We start from the raw sequence: 23,516 nt of genomic DNA on the forward strand, positions 1-23,516 counted from the left end.
GGTCCTCCAGGGTCCTCCGGGGCTCTCCGGGACGGGCCTACAGGCGGGTGGTGCCGGTCGCGGTGTCGTCGCCGTCGATCAGCGGCGTGTCCGTCACCGCGACGGCCGCGCGGTCGCGGTCGAGGGCGGCGAGGGCCTTGCCGACGGTGGCGGTGGCCGTGGAGCCGAGGTCGGCGAGGTCGTCGAGGCCCTCGGCAAGGTCGATGGCCTCCTCGCCGAGCCCGATCGTCAGGGCGATGGTCTCGCAGACGGCGTCGAGGTCGTCGAGCTCGATGACGTTCTGGCCCAGCAGCTTGCGCCAGGTCCCGAGCACTTCGGCGTTGCCGACGTAGGAGGAGCCGGCCGGAAGGATGTAGTAGACGTCGAACTTCCGCTTGAGCTCGGCGACGATCCGCGTGACGGGGATGTCCTCGGCGAGGTCGTCCCCGATGACATCGCGCACCTCGCGGGCCTTGACCTTGCCGTAGGGCAGTTCGTCGCCGATCAGGAAGAGGTAGCCGCGGCGGCCGCGCTTGTCGTGGCAGTCGATCGAGGTGTGCCGGGCCATCGCGTACATGGCGAGCTCGTACGACTCGGTCATCTGCCCGCCGCCCCCGCCCTCGAGCAGGATGTTGCCGAGGTCGTCGTCCATGCGGTTGTCGGACTCGAACTGCCCGAGCTGGAGCGGGACGCGGTCGCAGGTGGCGTCGCCGACCGCGCCGAAGAGGATCTGGGGGTGCTCGGTGTATCCCTTGCGCAGCAGCAGGCCGAAGAGCTCGGGGAGCTTGGTCTGCAGGACCTGGGGGACGGTGCGCATGGAGCCGGTGACGTCGAACAGGACGGCGATGGCGAGCGAGGTGGGGTGTTCGTCGGAGTCGCGGCTCTCGCGGACGGCGATGTCCCTCGGGTCGAGCGAGGGGTGCGCGGTCCAGGAACCGCGCGGCGCGGACGAGGTGACGCGGTCGCTGTAGGCGAAGGCGCCGGTGCCGCTGGCGGCGCGGTAGCGCGCGGCGGCGTCGTAGACGTTGGTGGACCAGCTTCCGCTGCCCATGGTGGTTCCCCCTTGGTGAGTCAGGCGTGTCAGGTGCAGGCGTGTCATATGTGTCGGTTTCCGCTGCCCGGCATGGTGAACGGGCGGAAGGTGCGCGGGCCGTAGAGGCGCTCCAGGACCTCGTCCAGCTCCGCGAGGAGCCGCCACGCGTCGTGCGGGCGGCGGGACTCCGCCGGGAGCGTGCAGCCGCGGAGGAAGGCACGCAGTGGACGCGGCGCGCGATCCCCCATCAGCTGCTCGACGCAGCGGGAGGCGAGGTGGATGTCGGTGGCCTCGGTGGCGGGGCGCCGGCCGGTGACCTCGGGCGGATAGAGGGCGCGGTGCCGCTCCACGAGGGCGGGGACGGACGCGCCGCGTTCGGTGGCGTAGCACCAGTCGACCAGTACGAGGCCGTGCTGTGCGGGGTGGATGAGGACGTGCTCGGGCAGGACGGCGCCATGGACGACCCCTGCCCGGTGCGCCCAGCCCAAGGCGACCAGCAGCCGGCGCCACATCCAGGCGGCGTCGCGCGGGTCGAGGCCGCCGGGGTGGAGGGCGCGGACCTCGGCGAGGGTGTGGAAGCCGCGCAGCCGCTGGAGCGCGTTGACGCGGCGTTCGGTGCCGTCGGGGCCGCGGTGACGGAAGGATTCGGCCAGGCGGGGGGCGTAGGCGCGGTGCCGGGCGTCGGCAACGGTGTGCAGCCGGGTGAGGGCGTCGGCCTCCCGCTCCATCAGGTCGTTGTCGGCCGGCCGCCGCGGAATCTTCAGTACGGTGTCCGGCCCGCCGGCGCGCAGCACGGCCAGGTCACCCTCGGCGAGGACGGGCCCCAGCGGGTACGCGCCCCGGGCGGTGGTCAGGGTCGGCCCGTCGCCCGTCCGCCGTCGCCACAGGGTGGCGAGGCGGACGAAGGCGGCCTCGGCCTCGTCCGCGCGGCCGGGCGGGGCGGTGTCGGGGTGGAGCAGCCGGGCGAGTCTGCGGTAGTGCCGGGCGGCCTCGCCTGGGTCGGCCGGGAAGGGCCGGCCGAGGGCGGCCAGGGCCTCGTCGAAGGTGCGGGCACGCGGTGCGGACGCGGGGCGCGTCGTCGCGGTCATCGGACACTGTCCTCACGGTCGGGGCGGAGCAGTGCGGGGTGCAGGAGGCGGGCGTCGCCGGCGCGGTAGAGGCGGGCCCGGGGGCCGCCCTTGGAGCCGCCGCGGCCCGCGGTGGTGCCCGTGGACTCGACGAAGCCCGGCACCGACAGGACCTTGCGGTGGAAGTTCCCGGCGTGCAGGGTGCGACCCCAGACCGCCTCGTAGACCGAGCGGAGCTCGGTGATGGTGAACTCCTCGCCGAGGAAGGCGGTGGCCAGCGGGGTGTACTCGATCTTGGCGCGGGCCCGGTCGAGGGCCTCGGCGAGGATCGTGCCGTGGTCGAAGGCGAGGTCCGAGGCGAGGTCCGAGGCAAGACCGGCGTCCGTAGCGGCGTCGATGCCCCGCGCCTGGCCGGACCGGCGGCCGGAACCACCCCCGTGGGCCCCGGCCGGCCGGTCCTGCTCCATGGGACGCGCCGTGGCGGCGTCCGGTTTCCCCCTCTGTGCCGGCGCCTCGACGGGGACCCACTCGGCCGCCGCGGCGTCGCTGCCGGCTTTCGCCTCCGGGAGGTCCGGGGCGAAGGCGAGGTAGGCGACGGAGACGACGTGCATACGCGGGTCGCGGTCGGGGCGGCCGTAGGAGCCGAGCTGTTCGAGGTGGACGCGGCCCAGGCCGCGCGCCGCGTCGAGCCCGGTCTCCTCGGCCAGTTCGCGGGCCGCGGCCTCGTCCAGGGACTCGCGGCCGGCCTGGACGAAGCCGCCGGGCAGCGCCCAGGCGCCCTCGTACGGCGGTCCGCCGCGACGCACCAGCAGCACGTGCAACGCGCCTTGGCGGAGCGTCAGGGCGACGACGTCGACGGTCACGGCGATGGGCTCGAAGGCACGCGGGTCATAGGCGGCGAGGAAGGCGTCCTCACCCTGCCGGTCTGCCATCGTGCGCCACCCCTGCCAGTTGTTCTCACTTCGAGTATTTCTCGATACGAGAAGAACTTAGCACCGGGCACCGACAGCGTCCACCCTGTTTCGCCGCACGGACCGCCCATGGCACACTTCTGACGATCCGTCACCTACGGCAGGCAGGGGGCGCACATGGCGCGGGAGCGCAAACCCGTGGTGGCGGGCTGGTTCACCGCCGACCCGGCGGACGAGGGGGGCTTCCGGCTGCTCGGCACCCGCTGCCGCGACTGCGGCGCGATCTTCTTCCCCCGCGAGGACCACGCCTGCCGCAACCCGGCCTGCGACGGCGCCGGCGAGGCCCTGGAGGAGGTCCCGCTGTCCGGGCGGGGCACGGTCTGGTCGTACACCGACGCCCGGTACCGTCCCCCCGCCCCGTACGCCTCCGACGCCGGGCGCCCCTGGGAGCCGTTCGCCCTGGTGGCGGTGGAACTGACGGCGGAGCGCATGATCGTGCTGGGACAGGCCGCGCCCGGAACGGGTGTCGCCGACCTGGCGGTCGGCATGGAGGTCGAACTGGTACCCGGTGTGCTCCACGAGGACGCGGAGCACACCTGGACCACCTGGCACTGGCGGCCCGTCGGGGGCGCACGATGAGCCGCGACGTGGCCGTGCTCGGTGCCGGCATGCATCCCTGGGGCAAGTGGGGCCACCCCTTCACGCGCTACGGGGTCGTGGCGGCCCGCGCGGCGCTCGCCGACGCGGGACTGGAGTGGCGGGACATCGGGCTGGTCGTCGGCGCGGGCACCGTGCGCGGCGGCTACCCCGGCTACGTCGCGGGGGCGGCGTTCGCCCAGGCGCTGGGCTGGCAGGGCTCCCGCGTGGCCAGCGTGTACGCCGCCTGCGCCTCCGGAGCGCAGGCCGTCGACGCCGCCCGCGCGCAGATCCTCGCCGGCATGGTGGACACCGCCCTGGTCGTCGGCGCGGACGCGGCCCCCAAGGGCTTCTTCGCGCCCGCCGGGGGAGAGCGGCCCGACGATCCGGACTGGCTGCGCTTCCGTGTGCTCGGCGCCGCCAACCCCGCCTACTTCGGGCTCTTCGCGCGCCGCCGCATGGCCCTGCACGGGGACACGCCCGAGGACTTCGCCCAGGTCAAGGTGAAGAACGCGGCCGCGGGTGCCGCCAACCCGCTCGCCCGCTACCGGAAACCGGTCACGGCGGCGGAGGTGGCCGCCTCCCCGGTCGTCGCCGACCCGCTGCGGCTGCTCGACATCTGCGCCACGTCCGACGGCGGCGCCGCCCTGGTCCTGTCGAGCCTGGACTTCGCCCGGCGCCGCGGGGCGTCCGATCCGGTGCGGATCCGCGCGGTGTCCACCGTCACCCCGCGCTATCCGCGGACGGTGCCCGACCTCCCGGACATCGCCACCGACTCCGCCCTCGCCGCCGCACCCGGGGAGCCCACCGGGGGCTTCCGGGCGGCGATCGCCCGCGCGGCGTACGAGGAGGCGGGCATCGGCCCGGAGGACCTGGACGTCGCGGAGGTCTACGACCTGTCGACGGCGCTGGAGCTGGACTGGTACGAGGATCTCGGCCTGTGCCCGCCGGGCGGGGCGGTGAAGCTCCTGCGCGAGGGCGGTACGGCCATCGGGGGGCGGATTCCGGTCAATCCCAGCGGCGGCCTTTCCTCGTTCGGGGAGGCGGTGCCCGCCCAGGGGCTCGCCCAGGTGTGCGAACTGACCCGGCAGTTGCGCGGCCGTGCGGGGTCCCGGCAGGTCGCCGGGGCCCGCGTGGGGGTGACGGCGAACCAGGGCCTGTTCGGGCACGGCTCGTCGGTGGTCGTAATCAGGTGATCTGTCCGATACCTTGACGCTCCATCACCCCGGGACAACACTGCCGGGTGGCGCGGAAGCCGGGTGGGAGGCGGGACCCTCCGCACTCGTGTCTCCGTGCGAACTCTCTGGCGGCGCATGCCCGACACGTGCGCCCGCGCGAAGGAGCCGTCATGTATTCCAACGGAGACGTCTTTGTCGGCGAGATCATCGGGACGGCGATCCTGATCCTGTTCGGCGCCGGCGTGGTGGCCGGGGTACTCCTCCATCACTCCAAGGCTCGGGCATCCGGGTGGATCGTCATCTCTTTCGGCTGGGGCTTCGCCGTCCTGGCCGGCGCGTACACCGCGGGCCCGCTGTCCGGCGGGCAGCTGAACCCCGCCGTGACCTTCGGCGTCGCCATCAGCTCGGGCAAGTGGAACCAGGTGCCGTTCTATCTCGCCGGGCAGATCATCGGCGCGATGCTGGGCGCCGTCCTGTGCTGGCTGGTGTACTACGGCCAGTTCGCGGCGAACGCCACGGAGGAGACCCGCCAGCCGACTCTCGCCGTCTTCTCCACCATCCCGGAGATCCGCGTCTGGTGGCAGAACCTCATCACCGAGGCCATCGCCACCATGGGTCTCGTCCTGCCGATCCTGGCCTTCGGCCTCAGCAAGGGCCTCGGCGAGACCGGAACCGGCACTCTGATCGTGGCCCTGCTCGTGACCGGCATCGGGTTGTCGCTGGGCGGCCCCACCGGCTACGCCATCAACCCCGCCCGCGACCTCGGGCCGCGCATCGTCCACTCCGTCCTGCCGATCCCGTTCAAGGGCACCTCGGACTGGGCGTACGCCTGGATCCCGGTGGCCGGCCCGCTGATCGGCGGCGCACTGTCCGGTCTCCTCTACAACGCAGCGTTCAAGTGAGGCGGTCATGACCGAAACGTCCGACCAGGCCACGCGATACGTGGCCGCCATCGACCAGGGAACGACCTCCAGCCGTTGCATCATCTTCGACTCCGAGGGGTCGATCGTGGCGCTCGACCAGCGCGAGCACCGCCAGATCTTCCCCAAGCCGGGCTGGGTGGAGCACGACGCCACCGAGATCTGGTCCAAGGTCCAGGCCGTGGTGGCGGGCGCGCTCGCCAAGGCCCGGCTGCGCGCGGACCAGCTCAGCGCGCTCGGCATCACCAACCAGCGCGAGACCACCGTGCTGTGGGACCGCGCCACCGGCCGCCCGGTGCACAACGCGATCGTGTGGCAGGACACCCGGACCGCCGCCCTGTGCGAGCGGCTCGGCGGCCAGGACGGCCAGGACCGCTTCCGCGAGTCCACCGGGCTGCCGCTGGCCAGCTACTTCTCCGGTCCCAAGGCGGCCTGGCTGCTGGACAACGTGCCGGGGCTGCGGCGCCGCGCGGAGAACGGCGAGATCGCCTTCGGCACCATGGACTCCTGGCTGATCTGGAACCTCACCGGCGGCACGGAGGGCGGCGTCCACGTCACGGACGTCACCAACGCGAGCCGCACGATGCTGATGAACCTGGAGTCCCTGGAGTGGGACCCGGCGATCCTCGCCGCGATGAACGTCCCCGAGGCCCTCCTCCCGGAGATCCGCTCCTCCTCCGAGGTGTACGGCACGGCGGTCGGCCAGCTCGGCGGCGTGCCCGTGGCCTCGGCCCTCGGCGACCAGCAGGCCGCGATCTTCGGGCAGGCCTGCTACGAGACGGGCGACGCCAAGAACACCTACGGGACGGGCAGCTTCCTGCTGCTCAACACCGGCAACCGGCCCGTCCCGTCGAAGAACGGCCTGCTCACCACGATGGGCTACCGGCTGGGCGGGGAGGCGCCGGTCTACTGCCTGGAGGGGTCGATCGCGATCACCGGCGCCCTGGTGCAGTGGTTCCGCGACAGCCTCGGCATCATCACGTCGGCGGACGAGATCGAGCCGCTCGCGGCGAGCGTGCCGGACAACGGCGGCGCGTACATCGTCCCCGCCTTCTCCGGCCTCTTCGCCCCGTACTGGCGCTCCGACGCGCGCGGCGTGATCACCGGCCTCACCCGGTACGTCACCAAGGCGCACCTGGCGCGGGCGGTGCTGGAGGCGACCAGCTGGCAGACCCGCGAGGTGGTCGACGCCATGTACCAGGACTCCGGGGTGCACATCACCGGGCTCAAGGTCGACGGCGGCATGACGGCCAACAACCTGCTGATGCAGCACCAGGCCGACGTCCTGGGCGTACCGGTGGTACGACCGCGGATCTCGGAGACCACGGCGCTGGGGGCGGCCTACGCGGCCGGGCTCGCCACCGGTGTGTGGGACGGCCTGGACACGCTCAAGGCGCACTGGCAGAAGGACGCCGAGTGGCAGCCGCAGATGGACGAGAAGACCCGGGAGAAGGGCTACCGCCGCTGGAAGAAGGCGGTCGAGCGGAGCTTCGGCTGGCAGGACGAGGACGAGGACGACGGCGCCGAGCCGGCCGCCGAGGGCTGATCCGCCCCCGCCGTCCGAACCTCGCCATCGGACCCCGCCACCGGACCTCGCCCTCGAGCCGCCCGTGCCGCGCGGCTCAGTTGGCCGCGGCCGCCCGCCGGTCGCCCGCCACCTGGGCCGCGTGCTCCACCACGGTGATGAGCACCTTCTTGGCCGAGGCGCGGTCGCGCGCGTCGCACATCACCAGCGGCACTTCGGGGTCCAGGTCCAGTGCGTCGCGCACGGTCTCGGCGGGGTGCCGTTCGGCGTCGTCGAAGACGTTGACGGCCACGGCGAAGGGGATCCCGCGGCGCTCGAAGTAGTCGACCGCGGAGAAGCAGTCCTCCAGGCGCCGGGTGTCCGCGAGGACGACCGCGCCCAGCGCACCCTGCGCCAGCTCGTCCCACAGGAACCAGAAGCGGTCCTGCCCCGGCGTGCCGAACAGGTAGAGCACGAGGTCGTCGCGGAGGGTGATCCGCCCGAAGTCCATGGCCACGGTGGTGGTGCGCTTGCCCTCCACCCCGGCCGTGTCGTCGACGGGGCGGCCGACCTCGCTGAGCGTCTCCTCGGTGCGCAGCGGGCGGATCTCGCTCACCGCGCCGACGAGCGTGGTCTTGCCGACGCCGAAGCCACCCGCCACCAGGATCTTCAGCGTGACGGGCTCGACGACGGAAAGCCGGCGTTCAGAGCGTCCGAAGGCCATGGCTCACTCCTCCGGTCGTGCCGTTTACACAGGTCAGAGGCATCCTGGGTCCTAAGGACTGCATCGGGCGATCAGCTGTGGCAGTGGAACATTACTACGATCGGACCGCACAACTACCAGCGGTCCCCGAGGCGTTACACGCCCGCGGGCTCACCCGGCGGCCCGGGAGGCGCTCCTGGCGCACCCTCAGGCCGTCCCCGGTGGCGGCCGGGACCCGCCGCCGCGGATGCGGCTCGGCCCGGTCCCGCGGCGCGTCGCCGGCCGCCGGGACGGCGGAGCGGGCGCTGCCGGGCCGCCCGGCCTCCCGTACCGGCCGGGGCCGGGGCGGGGAAGCGTGGGACGACCCGGCACCGCGCGGGCTCAGAGCGCGCGCAGGCCGTCGATCACGTCGCGCAGCAGCCCCGCGTTGGGCAGCTCCGCGGGCGGCACGGGCCGGGTGATGTGCACCAGTCCGGCCTCCAGGACGTCGCCGATCAGCACCCGGACGACGCCCACGGGCAGGTCCAGGTCGGCCGCCAGCTCGGCGACCGACATCGGCTGCTCCCGGCAGAGCTCGACGATGTCGAGGTGCTCGGGCGACAGGGTGCGGTCGGCGTCGGCATCGGTGTCCGCGCTGCGCGACTCGGCGATCACCAGGGCGATCAGGTCGAGCCGGCCTTCCGCGGCGTGGCTGGTACGGCCGCGCGTCATGGCGTAGGGCCGCACCACGGGCCCGGCGTCGTCGTCGTACCAGCGGTCCGCTTCGGAAGTCATGACGCCCTCGTCACACCGCCTGCGCCGCGTCGTCGTCGGTCCGCGGGGCGGTCGCGAGGTGGACGCCGACGCGCTTGACCAGCAGCGCCATCTCGTACGCGACCTGGCCGACGTCGGAGTCCGCGTCGGCGAGCACGGCGAGGCAGCTGCCGTCTCCGGCGGCGGTGACGAACAGGAAGGCCTCGTCCAGCTCCACGAGCGTCTGCCGGACCTTGCCCGCCTCGAAGTGCCGTCCGACGCCCTTGGCGAGGCTGTGGAAGCCGGAGGCGACGGCGGCGAGGTGCTCGGCGTCCTCACGAGTGAGGCCCTCGGACGCGCCGGTGGCGAGTCCGTCGCTGGAGAGCACCAGCGCCTTGCGGATGCTGGCCACGCGGCCGACCAGTTCGTCGAGTAGCCAGCTGAGCTCGCGGGTCGGGCTCGATGGTGCGGTCATGGACCGTTCCCCTCCGTGGTGGATCTGGTTGCGCTGTCGCCCTTCCGCTCCGCCGGGGTGTCTCCCGTGCGGTCGGCGGGGCGAACGTCGTCGGTGCCGTCGCTGTCGTCGGCACTGTCCGCGCGGCCGCGCACCCATCCCCGCTGCAGGGAGGCCATGCGGTCGCGCACCTCCTCAGGGGAGCGCTCGCGCCCTCCGTCGTCGCCGGCGTCGCCGGAGGCGGCCGCACGGGTCTGGGTGGTGGAGTCGCTCCGCAACTGCGGCGCGAGACTGGCCTGACGCACCCGGCGGGGCAGCCCGGCGGCGACGGGCTCGTCGGACCCGGAAGCGGGCCCGGAAACGGGCCCGGGCACGCGCCCGGACGCGGGATCGGGCTCGGGCTCGGGTTCGGGCCTCTCGGTCCCGGGCGCCTCGCTCACCGGCCGGCCGTTCTCGGCGACCAGCACGGGGGTACGGCGGCGGCGCGGCAGGATCGTGGGCCCGTCGGCCGGTGCCGGGGCGTCGGCCGCGGACGGGGCCGCGCTCCGCGCGACGGGCAGCGCCCGCGGGCCGTCGGGCTCGGTCACGTGCGGGCGGTGCTCGCGCGGCTCGTCGTCCGGCTCCGGGGCCAGGCCCCACTGGCGGAAGCTGTGCTCGGTGGCGGCCGACATGGGGGCGAGCCTCGGCTCGTCCCGCTCGGCCGGCGGCTCGGCGTCCGCGTCGGCCCCGGCGGCCCCGCCGTCCTCGTCCGCGTCTTCGCCGGGCTCGGTGAGGAGCGTCGCCGGGACGAAGACGACCGCCGTGGTGCCGCCGTACGGGGACGGGCGCAGGGAGACGCGCACGCCTTGGCGCTGGGCGAGCCGGCTGACCACGAACAGGCCGAGCCGGTCGGTGTCGGAGAGCTCGAACTCGGGGGTCTCCGCGAGGCGGAGGTTCGCCTCGAACAGGGCGTCGGGGGTGAGGCCGAGGCCCCGGTCGTCGATCTCCAGGACGAAGCCGTTGGCGACCGACTCGCCGTGCACCTGGACGCCGGTGTGCGGGGGCGAGAAGACGGTGGCGTTCTCGATCAGCTCGGCGACGAGGTGCGTGAGGTCGGCGACGGCCTGACCGGTGACGGCGAGGCGGGGCAGCCGGCGGACGTCGACGCGTTCGTAGTCCTCGACCTCGGCGACGGCGGCCCGGACGACGTCCATCAGCTGCACCGGCTTGCGCCACTGCCGGGACGGCACGGCGCCGGAGAGGATGACCAGGCCCTCGGCGTGGCGGCGCATACGGGTGGTCATGTGGTCGAGGCGGAACAGGTCGGCGAGTTCCTGCGGGTCCTCGGTGCGCCGCTCCATCGCGTCCAGCAGGGTGAGCTGCCGGTGCAGCAGCACCTGGCTGCGCCGGGCGAGGTTGACGAAGACCTCGGAGACGCCGCGGCGCATCTCGGACTGGCGCACCGCGGCCTCGACGGCCGCCCGCTGAAGGGTGTTGACGGCCTTGCCGACCTGGCCCACCTCGTCGTCCGGGTAGTCCAGGCGGGGTGCCTCGGTCTCGACGTCGACCTCCTCGCCGGCGGCGAGACGGCGCATGACGCGCGGCAGGCGCGTGCCGGAGACTTCCTGCGCCTCCTTGCGGAGCCGGGACAGGTCGCGGATCAGGCTGCGGCCGATGCGTATGGAGACGATGACGGAGGCGACGACCGCGATCAGGCCGAGGCCGCCGGCGGCCGCGGCGATCGCGACCAGCCGCATGGCGATCGGCTCGGCGCGCTTCTTGTGCAGGTCGCCGGCCTGGGTGCCCATGTGGTCGAGGTCGGCGAGGGCGGTGGTGGCGGTCGACTGCCAGGACGCGCGGTCGGCCGCCCGGGGCGCGCCGGACGCGCCGGCGTCGATGACCGCGTCCTCGGCGGCGCGCAGGGCACGGCCCGAGGGTCCGCGCCAGTAGGCGTCGTAGATGGCGCGCTCGTCGTCGGTCAGCAACGGCAGGTTGTCCGCGTAGTAGGCGCGCTGCTCGGCGACGGCGAAGGTGAAGGACCGCATCTCCGCCCGGCTCATGTGGCCGGCCGTGATGGCCGCCACCATGAGGGCGTCCTCCTGGCTGATCGCCTCGCGGGCCCGGGTGACCTGGATGAGGGCCCGGCCCTGCTTGTCGATGGCGACGTTGTTGAGCGGGTTGAGCGAGTCGAGGAAGGCGTAGGCCGAGTGGAAGAGGCCGCTGTAGGAGCGGAAGGCCTCGTCGCGGCTGATCGTTCCCTTGCCGACCTTGTCGCGGAGGGACTCCAGGCCGCCGAACTCGCGCACCACGAGGTCGAGTCGGCGCAGCGCGTCAGGGCTCAGCCGCTCCCGGTTGGCGCCGGAGGCCGCGTTGATGCGGAGCCGGGCGATCACCTTGTCCGTCTCGCGCTCGCGGGCCAGCAGGTTGCCGCGGGCGTCGGACCGTCGGGGATCGGCCAAGTAGAGCATGGCGGTACGGCGTTCCTGCTGGAGCGCCTGGATGCCGTCCTCGACGGGGTAGCCGACTCCGTTGACGGTCTGCTCGACGCCGAAGAGACCCCAGACCTGACGTCCGGTCAGAGTCGCGGCGAAGGCCCAGATGGCCGTGAGGGACACCAGCGGAATGAGCAGCAGTGCCACGATCTTCCGCCGGATCGTCGTACCGCGAAAGCGCATGGCCTCCCCAACGTCAAACCCGGTCAAGGGCTGTCGTGTTCCGACTGCAAACGGCGCGAGCCTACTACTGCCGGATGACCAAACCGAAAGCCCGCCTTCCGCCCTTGCCCCGGGACGACCCGTTTCGTACGGATGAACAGGGCCCCCGGCTGGCCGAAATGCAGCGCACAGGGAACTTCGCGGGCCCGCCGTTCGTGTTTCCCCGGGGGAGGGGCGTTCCGGAATGCGGAGGGCATTCATCGGCGGAAACCGGGCAGCCACTCTGGAGTCGGACATCGGGGATCCGGCATCGCATCACCGGTATCCCGCAGGGGAGCGGATTTCATGGACGACCTTGTCGAGGACGCACTGGATCGCGACATCCCGGCGCGCAAGGGCCGGCGGCCGTTGTGGGTCGAGGAGCCCGTCGGGCGGCCGCGCATGCCCGATCCGGTTCGCCGGGCGGCCGTGCGCGCCGTGCTCATCGTGTCACTGACCTTGATCGCGGCGGTGATCGCCACGCTCGGGGCGGCCGGTCAGTCCTGGCTGGCCGCGCCCGCGACGCTCACCGCCGTGGCCTTCACCGTCGCCGCCACCTGGGCGGTGCTGGACGTGTGGATCACCCGTCAGGTGTGGAACCAGCGCAACGGCGTGGTGTCCAGCCCGAGCAGCGCGGCCCGCCGACTGCGCCGGGAGCGCAGGCGGGAGCGGCGCCGGGCCCGCGCGGAAGCCCGTGGCGCCGCCCGGAGCCGGCGGCTCTCCGGTACCGGCGCCCGTACGGCCTGAGGACGCGGCGCCCGCAGGGCGTGACGTCCCGGTTCCCGTACGGCCGCCCGACGTCCCGGTTCCCGGCGGTCAGCCGCCCTGCGCGGCCGGCTGGTCCGCCGGGCGGCGGAACATGCGCGTCGCCGTGATCTCGCCGTGCACCGGCTCCGACTCGGGGTCCCGGACAGGGAGTCCGGGGCGCAGGTGCTCTTCGACGCTGATGTACTTCAGGCCCGCCCGCAGGTCGGCGTCATTGCGCAGCCGTACCACCAGCGGGAACTCGGCGAGCGCCGTGGTGTCGAACAGGCCCGTGGTGTAGATCAGCTGGACGCCCAGCGCGTCGGCGACGGCCCGTTGCAGCTCCAGCAGATACGTGGCGTTGGCGCGGCCGATCGGGTTGTCGAGGAAGAGGGTGCCCGCGTGCCGGTGCCGGTCCCGGCCCCGGTCGTTGCTGCGCAGCGCGGCCATGGTGCAGTACAGCGCGATGGCCGCGGTCAGCAGCTGCCCGCCGGAGAAGACGTCGCCCATCTGCCCGACGGGGACGCGCTCGGCGCGCAGCACGGCGTCCGGCTTGAGGATCTCGACGGCGACGCCCCTGGGTTCGAGGGCGGCCCCGACCCCGCGCAGCAGCAGCGACATGCCGTCCCGGCGCAGGTCGGAGTTCTTGCGGACGGCCGCCCGGGTGGCCTCGTCGATCACCTCGCCGAGGCGCTCGTCGAGGACCGCGTGGTCGGGGTCGTCGAAGCGGATGCGCAGGAATTCCTGGCCCGACCACTCCCCCAGCCCCTCGGGCAGACGGGACAGCCGCTGGGCCGACCGCAGGGTGGTCAGCGAGGACTCCACCAGGCCGCGCAGCCGGTCGACGATGCTGTCGCGGTTGCGTTCGAGCTGCTCCAGCTCGTCGGTCAGGACGCGCAGCCGCGGTGCGAAGGCCGTGTGCCAGGCCGCCGCGTGCTCGGGCAGCGCGGAGGCGGGCAGCTCGCGGATCTGCTGCCGGGCCGGGGTCCGCACCTGCTCGTACCGGGCCGCGTTGGCGTGGCGTACGAGGACGTCGCAGGCCTCGCGCAGCTGCGACTCGGCGGCCGACAGGTCCGCGGCACAGCCGCGCAGGCTCCGGCGGGCCTCGGCGGCGGCCGTCCGGGCCTCCTCCAGGGAGCCGGAGTGCGGCTCGGGCTCCTCCTCGCCGTCCTCAGGCTGCCGGTCGCCGTCGCGGAGCAGGTCCCGCAGCAGGGCGGCGAGTTCGTCGAAGCCGGTCGCCGCGTCCTCGGCGGCGCGGTGTGCCCGCACGAGATCGCCGTGGCCCTCGCGGGCGGCGCCCAGCGCGTCGGTACGGGCCGCGAGTTCGGCGTTGGCGCCCCGCAACAGCTCCTGGGCGTGCTCGGCATCGCGGGGCTCCAGCTCCTCGGGGAGCCCGGTATGCGCCGCGCCGTCCGCCGGGGAGTGCCGCTCGGCCTCGCCGCGCAGCCGGCCGAGCTGCTCGCTGGCCGCGGAGGCACGGGAGTCGAGGGTCGCCACCAGCTGTTCGGCGCGGGCGGCCGCGGCCTGGCGGGCCGGTCCGTCGGCGCCGTCCGGTCCCTCGAGCAACTGCGCGGCGCGGGTGCGGACCTTGTTGGTGAGGCGCTCCAGCTCCGCGAGCGCGGACTGCTCGGTGCTCTCGGCCCGGGCCTGCTCGGCCCGCAGGTCGGCGCCGACGCCCACCTTCTCGTACACCTGGGAGGCGGCGCGGTAGGCCTCGCGCAGGGCGGGCAGCGAGCCGGCGGGCTCGCCCGCGGTGTCGTCGTCCTCCGCCCCGTCGGGGGCGCCGGTGATCTCCGAGCGCTCGGCGCGCAGCACACGGGCGGTACGGCGGGCGTCGTCGGCGGCGCGCTGGGCGGCGCGGCGGTCCTCGTCGGCGGCGCGGGCCAGGGTCAGACACGCCTCGGCGCGGGTCTCGGCCTCGACGGCGTCCTCGGCGAGTTCGCGCGTCCTGCGCTGCCAGTTGGCCCGCTCCCGCAGCCGGAAGGCGAGACCGGCCAGCGCGTCGGCCGCCCGGCGGGCCTGCTGCGCCACCTCCTGTCGCTCGTCGCGCAGGGCGGTCGCCTCCGCGGCCGCCTCGTCGGCCTCCACCCGTACGGCGCGGGCCTCGGCGAGTTCCTCGCGCGCGGCGCCGGCGGTGCCGCGCGCGGTCTCCACCGCCTCGGCGAGCTCCTCGAGCCGGCCGCTCGGGCAGCCCGAGCGCCACGAGGAGAGCCGGGCGGCCAGGGTGCGGTCCTCGGTCAGACGGGCCGCGAGCCCGCGGATGTCCTCCTCGCGGGCGGTCGCGCGGGCACGCAGCGCCCGGCGCTCTCCGTCGGCGGCCAGTTCGTCGTGCATGGCCGGGTTCGGCGGGACGAGGAAGAGCTCGGTCCCGGCACCGGCCGGGGGCGGCGGGGCGAGCAGCGCGGCGGAGGTACCGACCGCGACGGTCGACCGGGGCAGCAGCGCCGCCTGGGCCAGCGCCTCGCGGGCCCGTGTGTAGCTCTGGGGGTCGGTGACGACCACGCCGTCCACGAGCTCCGGGCGGGCGGCGAGCACGGCGGCGTGGTCGGCGGGGTCGACGGCCTGCGCGAGGTAGCGCCAGCCGGGGAGCGCGGGAATGCCGTGCTCGCCCAGGTACTCGACGGTGGCGAGGACGTCGGGGCCGGGCGGCAGCAGTCCGCCGTCGCCGAGCGCGGCCAGGATGCGGGCGTCGTCCGCGGCGGCGGTGCGCAGGTCGAAGAGCTGCCGTTCGGCGGAGGCCACCGCGCCGTCCAGCATCTCCTGCAGCGGTTCGGCGAAGCCGTCGAGTTCGGCCGCGGTCAGCGGGCCCTGCTCGGCGGGCCGGCGACCGGCCCCGGGGGTGCTCCGCCGGGCCGCGGAGGTCTGCGCGGGGATCGCGGGGGCGCGGTCGCCCGCGGCGTCGGGCGCGGGGCCGGTCCCGAGCGCGGTCCCGGGGGCCTCCGCGGGCAGCAGGCTGAGCAGTTCGGCCAGGCGAGGCTCCGCCGCGAGGGCGTCCGCGACGCGCGACTCGGCGGCATGGGCGGCCTCGGCGGCCGCGAGGGCGTCGGCCGCGCGGGCGGCCGACAGTTCGGCACGCGATTCGGCGGCGGCCGCCTCGCGGGCCCGGTCCCCGGCCCGGCGGGCGGCATCGCGGGCGGCCTCCGCGGCGGTGGCGGCGGCCTTCTCGGCGTCGGAGGCCTCCAGGGCGGCGCGGGCCGGATCGGCGTCGGGGGCGGAGTCGTCCAGCCAGCCTGCCCGGACCGCCTCGGCGGTCTCCTGCTCGACCTCGGTCAGCCGCTGGGCGAGGTGCCCGGACTCGCTGCGGGCCCGCTGCGCCTCGGTCGCGGCGGCGGTGGCGTCGCGGTGTGCGGCCTCGGACCGCGCCTGGAGCTCCGCGGAGCGCTCCTCCTCCGCGTCCGCGCGCTCGTCGGCGGTGTCCGCGGCGGCCCGCAGGGCACGGACGAGGTCGCCCGCGGCCTTGGTACGGGCGGCGAGGGCGGGTGCGGCGTCCCGTTCGGCCTCGCGGATGGCGGCGGTGACCCGGGCCAGCCGGTCGGCGGCGGCGCGGTGCCGGAGCACGATCTCCGCCGCATGCCAGGCCGACTGCAGCGTACGGGCGTCGTTGAGCTCGCGGCGCAGCACGGTGGCGCTCTTCTCGCCGACGGCCAGGGCCAGCGAGGCGTGCCGGTAGGCGAGTTCGGCGGCCACGAGGGCGCTGCGACCGCGGGCGGCCTCGGCGTCGGTGACGGTGTGCGCGGCGCGGGCCGTCTCCTGGGCGAGCTCGGCGGCCCGGCCGCGCTCCTCGCGGGCGCGTGCGGACAGCCTGCGGGCCAGGCCCCGGGTACGGCGCTCGGACTGGGCGTGGACGCCGCGTGCCCGGTCGCGGGCGGCGGTGGTGTCGACGATGCGGCCGAGGAGCTCCAGGGAGCCCGCGGTGAAGTCCCGTTCCGCGGTGAGCTCGGCGCGGCGGCCGAGCTTGCCCGCGAAGCCCTGCACGAGGTCGGCGAGGCCGTCGGTGTCACGGGTGTCGGTGACCGCGCGCAGCAGCAGGTCGGTGAAGTCGGAGTCCTTCTTCACCGCGAACAGGCCGGCCGCCTCGCCCTCGTCGGCGTTCATCTCCCTCTGGTAGCGGAAGAGTTCGGGGTCGAGGCCGAGTTCTCCGAGGTGCTCGTTCCAGCGGTCGTGGATCTCCTCCCACATCACTTCCAGGTGCGGGTAGTAGCGTCCGGCGTCGGTCACGGCGTCGCGGAAGCCCTTCATCGTGCGACGGCGGCCGCGGGCGCCCGAGGTGCCCTCGGCGGACGGCCGCACGGCGGTCGACTCGGCGACCGGCAGCGAGTCCAGGCTGAGCCCGGGGCCTGGCCGGAAGGAGTACCAGGCCTCCGCGAACTTGCGGGGGTCGGAGGACACCTGGCGTCCGCGCCACTCGCTGACCTTGCCGACGACGACCAGTTCGCCGGTGACGGTGTGCTGCCACTCCAGGGCGACATGGCCGCAGTCGTCGGCGAGCAGGAACTTGCGGAGCACTCCGGAGCTCGCGCCGCCCAGGGTGTTGCGGTGACCGGGCAGCATGACCGAGAAGATCAGCTTGAGCAGGACGGACTTGCCGCCGCCGTTCTCCAGGAACAGCACGCCGGCCGGCGCCGGGCGGCGCGGTGGGCCGGTCGGCTCGTCCTCGAAGAACTCCGCCTGGGCGGGGGCCGGTTGCGGCACGGGCTCGCCGACTCCCCGCAGGTCCAGCACGGTGTCGGCGTAGCGCGCGCCGGCAGGCCCGATGGAGTAGAGGCGGACCCGGGACAGCTCGTACATGGAGGGCTCTCGTGGTGGTGGTCTGTGGTCGGGACGATCGGGTGGATCCAGGCGGTCGGGGGACCGGGCCCGGTCAGGAGTGGAAGGGCAGGCCGGCACCGGCCACGAGGTCGAGGTCGTCGCCCTCCTCCGGCGGCAGGAGCGCCGCCGAGTCGCCGGCCCGGGGCACGATGCCCAGGTCGAGGAGCTCGGCCATGGCGGCGCTGCCCGCCATGTCGCGCACCTGGAGCTGGTAGCGGGCGGTGGTGCGGTACGTGCCGCCCGACTCGTCGCCCGTGCGCTGCAGGAAGCCGGAGTCGACGAGGAAGGAGACGGCCTTGCCCACGATGCCGGTGGTGGAGCCCGCCAGCCGCCGGGCGTCCTTGGTGGCGCCGGTGGAACTGCGGCGAACGTAGACCCGCCAGGCGGCCTCGAGTCCGGGGGCGTCGCTGGCCGGGTCGGTGTTCTCGCCCTGCTCCTCCGCGCGTTCCTCCAGGCGGCGGCAGGCCTGGCGGAGGAAGCCGTCGATGCCGTTGACGGTGACCCGGCCGATGTACCCGTCGTCGGCGAGGTCCTCGGGACGGGGGAACGCCATGGCGGCGGTGGCGAGATGGGCCAGGCCGTGCAGGAAGCGGTCGCCCGCGTCGGAGGCGGCGCGGCGCGAGTAGTCGCCCATGCGGACGGCGAAGACCGAGTCCTCGGCGGCGGCGAGCGCCATGCCGGCCCGCGGCGACACCTCCAGCACGACCAGGCCGAGGCCGGCGGCGACGGCGTCGGCCAGGCGCGCGAAGAACGGGTCCTCACGGTGGCGGCGGATCAGCTCGGCGTACTCGGCGTCACGTGCCGGCAGCAGCTTCGGCTGGAGCCCGAAGGCGACGAGGCGGGCGGCGTCCGCCGCGTCGCCGGGGGTGAGGACCGCCGGGCCGGGGGCCGCTGCGGTCGGCTGCGCGCTCTCGCCGTCGCGGTGGTCGGTCACGGGGTCGTCTCCTGGGTACGGATGGTCGGTTCGCTCATGGTCACGCCGCCTCCGACCGCTCCGCGGCCATCCCGGCGGCGTCCAGCCGGGCGGTGCCGACGATCAGGTCGGCGCCGCCGAACTCGGGGTCGTCCAGTTCGGTGCCGTCGTCCACGGCGAACAGCAGCCGCTCCTCGCCCTGCCGGTAGGCGGTGCCGACCGGCGGGCTGGCCGCGTGCACCGCCAGCAGGGCGACCAGGTAGGGCAGTTCCGGATCGAGGCGGCGGGCCTCGGCGAGCAGCCCGGACAGCCGGCGGGGGGCGTCGTGTGGGAGGTCGAGGAGTTCCAGGGCGGTCTCGAGCTGCTCCTCGCTGAACCGGCTGTCGTCCGGTGTGGCCACGAGGTCGGGCTCGGGCATCTCGGCACCGAGGTGCTCGCGCTCCAGCGGCGGGGTGAGCAGGGCGTCCACCAGGTCCGTGACGCGGACGGAGACGGGGGTGCGGAATCCCGTGCCGCGGGAGAACCAGGCGTCGGTGACGCGGGTGGCCTGCTCGACCGGGAGCGGCAGGACGGGCGCGACCAGTTGCCCGTACAGGTCGAGCATGCCGACGAGCGCGCTGCCGCGCGGCGCGGCGAAGGCCTGCCGGTCCTGCTCGGCGCGGAAGATCGGGCCGGCCTCCAGCAGCCGCGACTGCAGCTGGGTGTGGCGGCGGATGCAGTCCTTGACGATGTCGACGAGCTCGGCGGCGCGCCGCTTGTGCTCCTGCTCCTCGGACTCGTCCCTGGCCTTGCGGATGTTGGTGAGGATGGCGTTCTCGTGCCGGTAGCGGTCGGCGACGTGGTCGAGCGCCTCGGCGATCATGTCGGGGACGGTACGGAGCCAGTCGACGGCCCGGACGTTGCGGCGGGTGGCGTCCAGGGCGCGGCGCAGCGTCTCGGCGTACTGCACCGTGCGGTACCGGGCCTGCTCGGCGGCGAGCTGCGCGTCGGCGAGACGGCCGCGGTTGATCAGCACCTCGAGCTTCACCTCGGCGGCGATCTGGGCGCTGGTCACGTCGGTGTCGAGGGCGCCGACGAGCACGTTGACGGCCTCGTCGGTGGTGCGCAGATAGACCGTGCCGTCGCGGCCCGGGACCTCCTCGATCAGCTTGAAGTCGTAGTCACGGCGGACATATGCCCCGTCGGATCCGAAAGTGCCGTAGACCGCGCGGAAACCGCGGTCGACGCTGCCGACGTTGATCAGGTTCTCCAGGACCCAGCGGCCCACGCGCTCGTGCTCGGCGACGGGCCGGGCCGGGGCCTGGGCGGCGATGCGGGGCAGCAGCCGGGCGATTATCTGGTCGTGGTCGGCGCCGGTGTCGAAGTCCATGTTGAGCGTGACCAGGTCGATGGCGGCCAGGGCCACCTCCGCCATCGCGTACACCGAGTACTCGCCCGCGAGGTTGGCCTTGCGCGCGTCCAGGTCGTGCAGCGGCGCGGTGCAGGCCAGGGCCTTGAGCCGGCGGGCCAGGCCCTCGTCGGCGGCCGGGCCCGGCGCGGGCCGGACACCGCCGCTGAGCTGGTGCGGAACGGTCGTGGTCACGACGCACAGACTAGGCGGTCGCACCGACATCGGCCCAAACGGCGCGGCCCGGGCGGCCCCGGCGCACCGGCGGCTCAGGTGCCGGCGGCCCCGTAGCCGCCCCCGCCCGGTGTCGCCACCACCAGGACGTCACCGGGGCCGACGTCGGCGGAGTCGACCCCGCCGAGCGGGGTCACGGTGCCGTCGGCCCGCTCGATCCGGTTCTCCCCGAGCGCGCCGGGCCCGCCGCCGGCGAGGCCGTACGGGGCGACCCGCCGGTGGCCGGAGAGCAGGGCCACGGTCATGGGCTCCAGGAACCGGATGCGGCGGACGGCGCCGCTGCCCCCGTGCCAGCGGCCCGGGCCGCCGCTGTCGTCGCGGACGGCGAAGCCGTCGACGCGGACGGGGTAGCGCCACTCGAGGATCTCGGGGTCGGTGAGCCGGGAGTTGGTCATGTGGGTCTGGACGGCGTCGGCGCCGTCGAAGCCGTCCCCCGCGCCGGAGCCGCCGGCGACCGTCTCGTAGTACTGCACGCGGTCGTTGCCGAAGGTGACGTTGTTCATGGTGCCCGACCCCTCGGCCTGCACGCCGAGGGCGGCGTACAGGGCCCCCGTGACGGCCTGGGAGGTCTCGACGTTCCCGGCGACGGTCGCGGCCGGGTACTCCGGCGCCAGCATCGAGCCGTCGGGGATGCGGACGTCCAGGGGTTTCAGGCAGCCGCTGTTGAGCGGGATGTCGTCGGCGACGAGGGTCCGGAAGACGTAGAGCACGGCGGCCATGACCACCGACCGGGGGGCGTTGAAGTTGCCCTCCTGCTGCGGCGAGGTGCCGGTGAAGTCCAGGACGGCGGAGCGCGCCTCGCGGTCGACGCGGACGGCGACGCGGATGACCGCGCCGTTGTCGGTCTCGTAGGCGCGCTCGCCGTCGCCCAGCCCGGCGATGATGCGCCGGACGGACTCCTCGGCGTTGTCCTGCACGTGCCCCATGTAGGCGTGGACGACGTCGAGGCCGAACTGCCGGGTCATGCGGCGCAGCTCGGCGATGCCCTTCTCGTTGGCGGCGATCTGGGCGCGCAGGTCGGCGATGTTGGTGTCCGGGTCGCGCGAGGGGTACGGGGCGCCGGTGAGCAGGGCGCGGGTCTCGTCCTCGCGCAGCCGGCCGTCGCGGACCAGGAGCCAGTTGTCGAACAGGACGCCCTCCTCGTGCACCGTGCGGCTGAAGGCGGGCATGGAGCCCGGTGTGAGGCCGCCGATCTCCGCGTGGTGGCCGCGCGAGGCGACGAGGAAGAGCAGCGACCGCCCCTCGTCGTCGAAGACGGGGGTGACGACCGTGACGTCGGGCAGGTGGGTGCCGCCGTGGTAGGGGTCGTTGACGGCGTAGGCGTCGCCAGGGCGCAGGGTTCCCTCGTTGCGCCGCAGCACCTCCTTGATGGACTCGCCCATGGAGCCCAGATGGACGGGGATGTGGGGGGCGTTGGCGATGAGGTTGCCCTCGGGGTCGAAGAGCGCGCAGGAGAAGTCCAGGCGCTCCTTGATGTTGACGGAGTGGGCGGTGTTCTCCAGGCGGACGCCCATCTGCTCGGCGATCGACATGAAGAGGTTGTTGAAGATCTCCAGCATCACGGGGTCGGCCTCGGTGCCGACCGCCACCCTGCCGGGCCGCGGCCGCGCCCGGGTGAGCAGGAGGTGGCCGTGCTCGCCCACCGCGGCCCGCCAGCCGGGGTCGACGACGGTCGTCGCGTCGGCCTCCGCGATGACGGCGGGCCCCTCCACGGTGTCGCCCGGACGCATCCCGTCCCTGCGGAACAGGGGGCTGTCCTGCCACCGGCCCTCCGCGTACAGCGTCACCTCGGCGGCCGGGCGCAGGGCGCCCTCGCGGGGCGGCAGCTCCACGAAGTGCCGTCCCGGGGGCCCCGCGGCGCCGATCGCCTCGACGGAGACGGCCTCGGCGACCAGGGGCTTGTCCATGGTGAAGGCGTACCGCGCGCGGTGGTCGGCGGTGAACGCCTCGCGCATCCCGGCGACCGTCCCCATCGGCACCGGCAGCGCGGCATCGGTGCCGGCGTAGCGGATGTGGACGCGCGTGACGGTCCGGACCGTGGTGTCGGGGACTCCGTCCTCGCGCAGTTGCGCTCGGGCCAGGCCCTCGAGCTCGTCGCGGACCGCCCGCAGGCCGGGAAGGTCCCCCTCGGTGAGCGCGGTCTCCACGGAGCGCTCCCGCATGGCGGTGGCGTCCGCCAGGCCGATCCCGTACGCGGACAGCACTCCGGCCAGCGGGGGGACGACGACGGTGTCGACGGACAGGGCGTCGGCGACCGCGCAGGCGTGCTGGCCGCCGGCTCCGCCGAAGCTGGTGAGCGCGTAACGCGTGATGTCGCGGCCGCGCTGCACGGAGATCTTCTTGACGGCGTTGGCCATGTTCAGGACGGCGATCTCCAGGAAGCCCGCGGCGACCTCCTCCGGGGTGCGGCGGTCGCCGGTCGCGGCGGCTGCCTCGTCGGCGAGCCGCGCGAAGGCGGCGCTGACGGCCTCGGTGTCCAGCGGCTGGTCGCCGTCCGGGCCGAAGACGGCCGGGAAGTGCGCCGCCTGGACGCGTCCGAGCATCACATTGGCGTCGGTGACGGTGAGCGGGCCGCCCCGTCGGTAGCAGGCAGGGCCCGGGTCCGCGCCCGCGGAGTCGGGGCCGACGCGATAGCGCTGCCCGTCGAAGTGGAGGACGGAGCCGCCGCCGGCCGCCACCGTGTGGATGTTCATCATGGGCGCCCGCATCCGCACGCCCGCGAGCTGCGTGCCGAGGACCCGTTCCGGTTCGCCCGCCCAGTGGGAGACGTCGGTGGACGTGCCGCCCATGTCGAAGCCGACGACCCGGTCGAAGCCGGCCTGCCGCGACGCGCGCGCCATGCCGACCACTCCCCCGGCCGGGCCGGACAGCACGGCGTCCTTGCCCCGGAAGTGGCCTGCCTCGCGGAGACCGCCGTTGGACTGCATGAACATCAGCCGGACGCCGCGCAGCTCGGCGGCCACCTCGTCGACGTAGCGGCGCAGGATCGGCGACAGATAGGCGTCCACCACGGTGGTGTCGCCGCGTGGGATGAGCTTGATCAGCGGGCTGACCTCGTGGGAGCAGCTGATCTGGGCGAACCCGGCCTCCCGGGCCGCCCCTGCGACGGCCCGCTCGTGGGCGGGGTGGCGGTAGCCGTGGAGCAGGACCACGGCGACGCCGGTCAGGCCGTCCCGGCGTGCCTCGCGCAGGGCGGCGCCGACGGCGGACGGATCGAGGGGGCGTACGACGTCGCCGTGCGCGTCGATGCGTTCGGCGACCTCGATGACACGGTCGTAGAGCGCCTCGGGAAGGACGATCCGGCGGTCGAAGAGCCGGGGGCGGTTCTGGTAGGCGATGCGCAGCGCGTCGCGGAAGCCCTCGGTGACGACGAGGACGGTCGGCTCCCCCTTGCGCTCCAGGAGGGCGTTGGTGGCGACCGTGGTGCCCATCTTGACGGCGGAGATCCGGTCGGCGGGGATCGGTTCGCCGGGGCCCAGGCCCAGCATGCGGCGGATGCCCTCGACGGGGGCGTCCCGGTAGCGCCCGGGGTCGTGGGAGAGCAGTTTGCAGGTCTCCAGGCGGCCGTCGGGCCGTCTGGCGACGATGTCGGTGAAGGTGCCGCCCCGGTCGATCCAGAACTCCCAGCGTCCGGTCACGT

Annotated in this window: 16 protein-coding genes; 5 read left to right on the plus strand and 11 right to left on the minus strand. The window is 74.4% G+C overall.

Annotated features, from left to right (window positions below):
* Positions 1-37 precede the first annotated feature (37 nt).
* The 3 genes from AB0F62_RS03105 to AB0F62_RS03115 are packed head-to-tail and all read right to left on the minus strand — an operon-like array spanning position 38 to position 3,011.
* Entirely contained in the window at positions 38-1,030 is a 993-nt protein-coding gene (locus tag AB0F62_RS03105; protein ID WP_361791539.1) for a hypothetical protein, read from the minus strand.
* A gap of 44 nt (positions 1,031-1,074) precedes the next feature.
* Positions 1,075-2,100 (minus strand): molecular chaperone DnaJ, encoded by a 1,026-nt coding sequence (locus AB0F62_RS03110; protein ID WP_361791541.1) that lies wholly within the window; start codon positions 2,098-2,100, stop codon positions 1,075-1,077.
* A complete protein-coding gene (locus AB0F62_RS03115) occupies positions 2,097-3,011 on the minus strand; it encodes an NUDIX domain-containing protein (RefSeq protein ID WP_361791543.1) in 915 nt (304 codons plus the stop codon). Before AB0F62_RS03115 ends, AB0F62_RS03110 begins: the two co-directional genes overlap by 4 nt.
* A gap of 156 nt (positions 3,012-3,167) precedes the next feature.
* Between AB0F62_RS03115 and AB0F62_RS03120 the strand changes: the two genes are divergently transcribed.
* The 4 genes from AB0F62_RS03120 (at position 3,168) to glpK (ending at position 7,270) form a co-directional block, all read left to right on the plus strand.
* Positions 3,168-3,629, plus strand: coding sequence for a zinc ribbon domain-containing protein (locus AB0F62_RS03120; RefSeq protein ID WP_361791545.1), 462 nt, complete (start codon positions 3,168-3,170; stop codon positions 3,627-3,629).
* On the plus strand, positions 3,626-4,822 hold the full coding sequence (locus AB0F62_RS03125) for a lipid-transfer protein (protein ID WP_361791547.1): 1,197 nt from the start codon (positions 3,626-3,628) through the stop codon (positions 4,820-4,822). Before AB0F62_RS03120 ends, AB0F62_RS03125 begins: the two co-directional genes overlap by 4 nt.
* Positions 4,823-4,974: 152 nt before the next feature.
* Positions 4,975-5,706: an MIP/aquaporin family protein gene (locus tag AB0F62_RS03130; protein ID WP_361791549.1), complete on the plus strand. Its 732-nt coding sequence runs from the start codon at positions 4,975-4,977 to the stop codon at positions 5,704-5,706.
* Between the two features lie 7 nt (positions 5,707-5,713).
* On the plus strand, positions 5,714-7,270 hold the full coding sequence (gene glpK, locus AB0F62_RS03135; protein ID WP_361791551.1) for a glycerol kinase GlpK: 1,557 nt from the start codon (positions 5,714-5,716) through the stop codon (positions 7,268-7,270).
* A 76-nt stretch (positions 7,271-7,346) separates the two neighbouring features.
* Here glpK and AB0F62_RS03140 read toward each other — a convergent pair whose 3' ends face one another.
* From AB0F62_RS03140 to AB0F62_RS03155, 4 genes are all read right to left on the minus strand, one after another.
* Positions 7,347-7,952 (minus strand): ATP/GTP-binding protein, encoded by a 606-nt coding sequence (locus tag AB0F62_RS03140; RefSeq protein WP_361791553.1) that lies wholly within the window; start codon positions 7,950-7,952, stop codon positions 7,347-7,349.
* A gap of 360 nt (positions 7,953-8,312) precedes the next feature.
* Positions 8,313-8,705, minus strand: coding sequence for a DUF742 domain-containing protein (locus AB0F62_RS03145; protein ID WP_361791555.1), 393 nt, complete (start codon positions 8,703-8,705; stop codon positions 8,313-8,315).
* A gap of 10 nt (positions 8,706-8,715) precedes the next feature.
* Complete coding sequence (locus tag AB0F62_RS03150; RefSeq protein ID WP_361791557.1) at positions 8,716-9,138, minus strand: roadblock/LC7 domain-containing protein; 423 nt, start codon at positions 9,136-9,138, stop codon at positions 8,716-8,718.
* Positions 9,135-11,771 carry a nitrate- and nitrite sensing domain-containing protein gene (locus AB0F62_RS03155; protein ID WP_361791559.1) on the minus strand — a complete coding sequence of 879 codons (2,637 nt, stop codon included), beginning with the start codon at positions 11,769-11,771 and terminating at the stop codon, positions 9,135-9,137. The genes AB0F62_RS03150 and AB0F62_RS03155 overlap by 4 nt, the downstream gene beginning before the upstream one ends.
* Before the next feature lie 324 nt (positions 11,772-12,095).
* Here AB0F62_RS03155 and AB0F62_RS03160 point away from each other — a divergent pair, with 324 nt between their 5' ends.
* Complete coding sequence (locus AB0F62_RS03160; RefSeq protein ID WP_361791561.1) at positions 12,096-12,536, plus strand: hypothetical protein; 441 nt, start codon at positions 12,096-12,098, stop codon at positions 12,534-12,536.
* Positions 12,537-12,605: 69 nt separating this feature from the next.
* Here the strand turns inward: AB0F62_RS03160 and AB0F62_RS03165 are convergent, their stop codons facing one another.
* The 4 genes from AB0F62_RS03165 to AB0F62_RS03180 form a co-directional block, all read right to left on the minus strand.
* Complete coding sequence (locus AB0F62_RS03165; protein ID WP_361791563.1) at positions 12,606-17,321, minus strand: hypothetical protein; 4,716 nt, start codon at positions 17,319-17,321, stop codon at positions 12,606-12,608.
* A 73-nt stretch (positions 17,322-17,394) separates the two neighbouring features.
* Complete coding sequence (locus AB0F62_RS03170) at positions 17,395-18,276, minus strand: hypothetical protein (RefSeq protein WP_361791565.1); 882 nt, start codon at positions 18,274-18,276, stop codon at positions 17,395-17,397.
* A 40-nt stretch (positions 18,277-18,316) separates the two neighbouring features.
* Positions 18,317-19,867, minus strand: coding sequence for a hypothetical protein (locus tag AB0F62_RS03175; RefSeq protein ID WP_361791567.1), 1,551 nt, complete (start codon positions 19,865-19,867; stop codon positions 18,317-18,319).
* A 44-nt stretch (positions 19,868-19,911) separates the two neighbouring features.
* The gene (locus AB0F62_RS03180) at positions 19,912-23,514 is read right to left on the minus strand and encodes a hydantoinase B/oxoprolinase family protein (protein WP_361791569.1); all 3,603 of its coding nucleotides are present in this window, start codon (positions 23,512-23,514) and stop codon (positions 19,912-19,914) included.
* Between the last annotated feature and the right edge of the window lie 2 nt (positions 23,515-23,516).

The sequence above is a fragment of the Streptomyces sp. NPDC026673 genome (assembly GCF_040638135.1).
Lineage (GTDB): Bacteria > Actinomycetota > Actinomycetes > Streptomycetales > Streptomycetaceae > Actinacidiphila.